The organism is Streptomyces sp. NPDC127106 (assembly GCF_042677605.1).
Lineage (GTDB): Bacteria > Actinomycetota > Actinomycetes > Streptomycetales > Streptomycetaceae > Streptomyces.
Genome location: NZ_JBHXTC010000012.1, coordinates 114413 through 120165, shown reverse-complemented (window position 1 = coordinate 120165; position 5753 = coordinate 114413). Strand labels below are relative to the sequence as shown.

Annotated in this window: 2 protein-coding genes, 1 tRNA gene and 1 pseudogene; all 4 read right to left on the bottom strand. The window is 76.0% G+C overall.

Going from position 1 to position 5753, the window contains the following annotated elements:
• Nucleotides 1-108: 108 nt before the first annotated feature.
• A tRNA-Thr gene (locus tag ACFVGY_RS14085) sits at nt 109-182 on the bottom strand.
• 96 nt (nt 183-278) lie between these two features.
• Nucleotides 279-1847 (bottom strand): alpha/beta hydrolase, encoded by a 1569-nt coding sequence (locus ACFVGY_RS14080; protein ID WP_385675927.1) that lies wholly within the window; start codon nt 1845-1847, stop codon nt 279-281.
• Between the two features lie 154 nt (nt 1848-2001).
• On the bottom strand, nt 2002-3213 hold the full coding sequence (locus tag ACFVGY_RS14075) for a DNA polymerase III subunit delta' (RefSeq protein ID WP_385675924.1): 1212 nt from the start codon (nt 3211-3213) through the stop codon (nt 2002-2004).
• 104 nt (nt 3214-3317) lie between these two features.
• Nucleotides 3318-5669: pseudogene (gene tmk / locus ACFVGY_RS14070) on the bottom strand (dTMP kinase); the annotation flags it as partial.
• Nucleotides 5670-5753 lie beyond the last annotated feature (84 nt).

The following is a 5753-nucleotide window of genomic DNA, read 5'->3' as shown; positions in this document are numbered from 1 at the left end:
GTGTCGCGCGGAGCGTGTGGTTATATCGACCCCCCCCCCCCCCCCCGCGCCCCCCCCCCACCCCCCCCCCCCGGCCCCCCGCCGCCCCCCCCCCCCCCCCTCCCTCTGAGCCGCCTTCGGGATTCGAACCCGAGACCTACGCATTACGAGTGCGTTGCTCTGGCCAACTGAGCTAAGGCGGCACCGCTGGTAGACAAGTGTTCCCCCGGAGGGGTTCGCTCATCAGCAGCGGCGCCTAGTCTACAGGCTCGAACGGGGTGCCCCGAACCACGTGATCGTTACGTGCACTTTTTGCCGTTTGCCGGGGGCTTGCCCTCCAGGAGGTACGTGTTCAGCGCGGTGTCGATGCAGGTGCTGCCGCGGCCGTAGGCCGTGTGGCCGTCGCCGTCGTACGTGAGCAGGACGCCCGAGTCGAGCTGGCCCGCCAGGGACTGTGCCCACTTGTACGGGGTGGCCGGGTCGCGGAGGGTGCCGACCACCACGATCGGCGGGGCTCCCTCCGCGGTGAGCGGGCGGGCCGCGCCGGTGGCCTTGACCGGCCAGTAGGTGCAGTTCAGCGAGGCCCAGGCCAGGCCCGCGCCGAACACCGGGGACGCCTTCCGGAAGGACGGGAGGGCCTCGGTCACCGCGTCGGGGCCGGAGAAGGCCGGCGGCTGGTCGAGGCAGTTCACGGCCGCGTTGGCGTACATCAGGTTGGCGTACTTACCGTCCGCCTGGCGTTCGTAGTAGCCGTCGGCGAGGCCGAGGAGGCCCGAGCCGTCGCCCTGCATCGCCGCCGCGAGCGCCTCGCGCAGCTGCGGCCACGCGCTCTCGTCGTACAGGGCGGCGATCACCCCGGTCGTGGCGAGGGACTCGCCCAGCGGACGCTGCGGATCGCCGCTGGGCACCGGCTTGGCGTCGAGCGTGCGGAAGAACGCCTGGAGGCGTTCGGCGATGGCCTCCGGGCTGCCCTTGCCGAGGGGGCAGTCGGGCTGCTTGGCGCAGTCCCTGGCAAAGGAGCGGAAGGCCGTCTCGAAGCCCTCGGTCTGGTCCCGGTTCATGTCGAGCGCCGAGCGGGAGGGGTCCATGGCGCCGTCCAGGACCAGCCGGCCGACGCGGCCGGGGAAGAGGTCCGCGTACGTCGCCCCGAGGAAGGTGCCGTAGGACGCGCCGACGTACGTCAGCTTGTCGTCGCCCAGCACCGCGCGGAGCATGTCCATGTCGCGGGCGGCGTCGACGGTGGAGACGTGCGGCAGGATCCGCCGCGAGCGCTCCTGGCAGCCGGCCGCGAACTCCTTGAACGACGCCACCAGTGCGGCCTGCTCCGCGGTGTCGTCGGGGGTCTGGTCGACCTGCGTGTACGCGTCCATGGCGGGGCCGGTCAGGCACTCGACCGGGCTGCTGCGGTCCACCCCGCGCGGGTCGAAGGAGACCATGTCGTACCGGGCGCGGACCTGCTCCGGGTAGCCGATGCCCGCGTACGCCTGGAGGTAGCCGATGCCGGAGCCGCCGGGGCCGCCGGGGTTGACCAGGAGCGAGCCGATCCGCTTGCCCGGCCCGGTGGCGGGGCGGCGGGCCACCGCGATCTCGACGTCCTGCCCGGAATCGGGGCGGGAGTAGTCCAGCGGGGCCTTCATGGTGGCGCACTGGAATCCGGGGACACCGCAGTCCCGCCAGTTCAGCTTCTGCTCGTAGTACGGGCGCAGGGCGGCCGGGTCGGCAGTCGGCCGGGCCGACGGGCCGGTGCCCCGCGTGGCGGACGCGGCGGCCCGGGAGCCCGCCGAACCGTCCGAGGTGCAGCCGGAGAGCAACAGCCCGGCGGCTGCGATCACGGTTCCGGTGGTGCGCAGCAGGCGACTGGTGTCCATCCCCGGAGCCTACGTCCTCTCGGGCCCGTCGGCCGGGCGGCCGTGTGGTGCCTCGGGGGTGGGCGGCCGTTCGCCGCCCGTTGCCCGCCCCGGCCCCGCAGGGCGTGCCCGTCGCCGCCGGGTCGCCCGTCCGGGTGAACGGTCAACCCGTGTGTCAGCCGGCGCGGAGGGCCATCGTCATCGCCTCGACCGCGAGGAGCGGGGCCACGTTGCGGTCGAGGGCCTCGCGGCAGGCGCTGATCGCCTCGATCCGGCGCAGGGTGCGCTCGGGGCCGCCGGCGCGGGCGACGCGGTCGAGGTCCGCGCGGAGGTCCTCGTTGGCGATGGCCAGCGGGGAGCCGAGCTGCAGCGCCAGCACGTCCCGGTAGAAGCCGGTGAGGTCGGTCAGCGCCACGTCGAGGCTGTCGCGCTGGGTGCGGGTGCGGCGGCGCTTCTGCCGGTCCTCCAGCTCCTTCATCACGCCCGCCGTGCCGCGCGGCAGCCGGCCGCCGGCGCCGGCCCCGGCGCCGAGCGCGGCCCTGAGCTCCTCGGTCTCCTTGGCGTCGACCTCCTCCGCGAGCACCTTGGCGTCCTCGGCGGCGGCATCGACGAGCTCCTGGGCGGCCTTGAGACAGCCCCCCACGTCGTCGACCCGGAGCGGGAGCTTCAGCACGGTGGCGCGGCGGGACCGGGCGCCCTCGTCCTGGGCGAGCCGGCGGGCCCGGTCGATGTGGCCCTGGGTGGCGCGCGCGGCGAACGCGGCGACGTCGGGCTCGATGCCGTCGCGCCGGACCAGCAGGTCGGCGACGGCGGTCACGGACGGGGTGCGGAGGGTCAGCAGCCGGCAGCGGGAGCGGATGGTGGGCAGCACGTCCTCCATCGAGGGCGCGCACAGCAGCCACACGGTGCGCGGAGCGGGCTCCTCCACGGCCTTGAGGAGCACGTTGGCCGCGCCCTCGGTCAGCCGGTCGGAGTCCTCCAGGACGATGACCTGCCAGCGGCCCACGGCCGGGGACAGCTGCGCACGGCGGACCAGGTCGCGGGTCTCCTTGACGCCGATGGACAGCAGGTCGGTGCGGACGACCTCCACGTCGGAGTGCGTACCGACCATGGTGGTGTGGCAGCCGTCGCAGAACCCGCAGCCCGGCTCGCCCCCGAGGGCACGGTCGGGGCTGGTGCACTGCAGGGCGGCCGCGAAGGCGCGGGCGGCGGTGGCCCGCCCGGAGCCGGGCGGGCCGGTGAAGAGCCACGCATGGGTCATCTTCGACGCGGCGGGCGGCTCCTGCCCGGCGCCGACGGCGGTGACCAGGGCGTCCGCGTCACGGGCTGCGGCGGCCAGCTGCGCTTGCACCCGCTCCTGGCCCACCAGGTCGTCCCACACGGGCATCCCGCCCACCGCCTTTCACGTGCCCTTGCCGTCCTGCTCGTACCGCGTACCCAGTGTGGCGCCTGCCGCCGACAATCCCGCCCGCCGACGGCAGTGCCCCCCGGTCAGCGGCGGCGCGGGCCTTCCTCGCCGTCCTCGTCGGCCGCGTGGGGGCCCAGCAGTTCGTCCGCCAGGGTCGGCAGGTCGTCCAGCGGGGTCTCCTCCGCCCAGGAGGGGCGCGGCCGGCCGGGGCGGCGGCCCTCGTCGTCGAGGACCGGGAGCTCGCGGGTCACCTCGTCACCGGGGTCCCGGAAGATGCCCCGCGGCACTCGGTCGGCCGGGTCCTCCTCGGGGCGCCGGGCCGTCGGCCGCACGGCGGAGTACGCCTGCCGCCCCGACGACGCGGGCGCCCGGTCCTGCGCCCCGCCCGCGCGGGAAGCCGCAGCGGCGTCCGCACCGCCCGTACCCGAAGGGCGTACGGGCGGCAGTACGGCCGTCTCGTCCGCGGCTCCGGACGCGTCGACGGCGGGCAGCACGGAGGTCTCCGCCGCCGGGTCCGCCTTCGGGTCGGCCACCGGCATCGGCACGGTCTGGGTCACGTCGTCCGGTCGTACGACCCGCTTGTCCATCGGGGTCCTGACCGGCGGGGTCTCCCCCAGTGGGGTCCCGACCAGCGGCGTCCCGACCAGCGGCGTCTCGACCGTCACCGCGTCATCCGGGTGCGGCTCCTTGGTCATGGACACCTTCGGGGCGGGCGCCGCCGGGGCCTGCGGAGCCCGGGCAGCCGCGGCCGCCACGGCAGCCGCCGCCTGGGCCTCCGCCTGCCGGCGCGCCTCCTCGGCCTTCAGCAGGGCCTCCTCGGCCCGCCGCTGCTTCTCCCGGCGCCGCTCCTCGGCCTCGGCGCGCAGCCGGGCCTCCTCCTCCGCCTGCCGGCGCAGCCGCTCCTGCTCCACCGCGCGGGCCTTCTCCTCGGCCTCGGCGCGCCGCCGCTCGGCCTCGGCCCGGGCACGGGCCTCCTCCTCGGCGCGGAGCCGCTCCTCCTCCGCCCGGCGGGCGGCCTCCTCCTCGGCGATCCGGCGGGCCTCGGCGGCCTCGGCCTCGGCCTTGCGCCGGGCCTCCTCGGCCTCCCGGGCCTTGCGTGCCTCTTCCTCGGCCTTCAGCCGTTCCTCTTCCGCCTTGCGCGCCGCCTCTTCCTCGGCCTTGCGCCGGGCCTCCTCCTCGGCCTTGCGCCGGGCCTCGACCTGGGCGGCCCGCTCGGCCTCCGACAGCGGCAGCATGCGGTCCAGGCGGTGCCGGACGACGGTGGCCACCGACTCCGGGGCCTGCCCCGCGTCGACCACCAGGTAGCGGCCGGGGTCGGCGGCGGCGAGGGTCAGGAAGCCGGAGCGGACCCGCTCGTGGAATTCCGCGGGCTCCGATTCCAGCCGGTCGGGCGCCTCCGTGAACCGCTCCCGGGCGGTCTCCGGGGACACGTCGAGCAGCACGGTCAGGTTGGGCACGAGCCCGTCGGTCGCCCAGCGCGAGATCCGGGCGATCTCGGTCGGAGACAGGTCCCGGCCGGCGCCCTGGTAGGCGACCGAGGAGTCGATGTAGCGGTCGGAGATGACGACGGCGCCGCGCTCCAGGGCGGGGCGGACCACCGAGTCCACGTGCTCGGCCCGGTCCGCGGCGTACAGCAGGGCCTCGGCACGGTGGGACAGCCCGGCCGAGGAAACGTCGAGGAGGATCGCCCGCAGCCGCTTGCCGATCGGGGTGGCCCCGGGCTCGCGCGTCACGACGACCTCGTGGCCCTTGCCCCGGATCCACTCGGCCAGGGCCTGGACCTGGGTGGACTTGCCTGCGCCGTCGCCGCCCTCCAGGGCGATGAAGAAACCGGTGGTGGACGGCACCTGGTCGGGTTCCCCGCCGCGCAGCGCCTCGCGCACGTCGCGGCGCAGCGGTACGCCGGCGCGGTCGTCGGCCTTGGCGAGCACCACGACGGCGGCCGGCAGCAGCAGCGCGCCGACGATCATCAGGGTGTACGCGGCGCCGCCGTACGCGAAGACGAGGCCCGCGAAGGCCAGCCGGTGCGGGCCGATCCCCGCCGCGACGACGGGGGCGAGGACGGCGCCGAGGGCCACCGCCACCCGTACGACGGCCTGCAGGTGCTCGGTGACCCGGGCCCGGCGGAACTCCTCGGTCTCCTGGTCGAGCAGGGTGTGCCCGGTGTTGGCGGCTACGCCCGCGGCGAGGCCGGCGAGCAGCGACAGGAACACGACGGTCGCCAGGTCCGTGACCAGGCCGGCGAGCAGCAGCGCGGTACCGGCCGCGGCGATCGCGAGGGCCAGCAGCCGGCGCCGGGACAGGGTCGGCAGCACCTTGCCGGCCTGGGTGGCGCGGATGCCGGCGCCGGTACCGCCGAGCAGGGCCAGCACGAGCAGGGCGAAGGTGGCCGGGCCGCCGCCCAGGTCGAAGGCGTGCAGTACGGCCACGGCGGCGGGGGGGGGCCCCCCCCCCGCGCCCCCCGCGCAGGCGCGGCACAACACACGGCTATCACCCGGGGGGCACAATTAACACCCGGC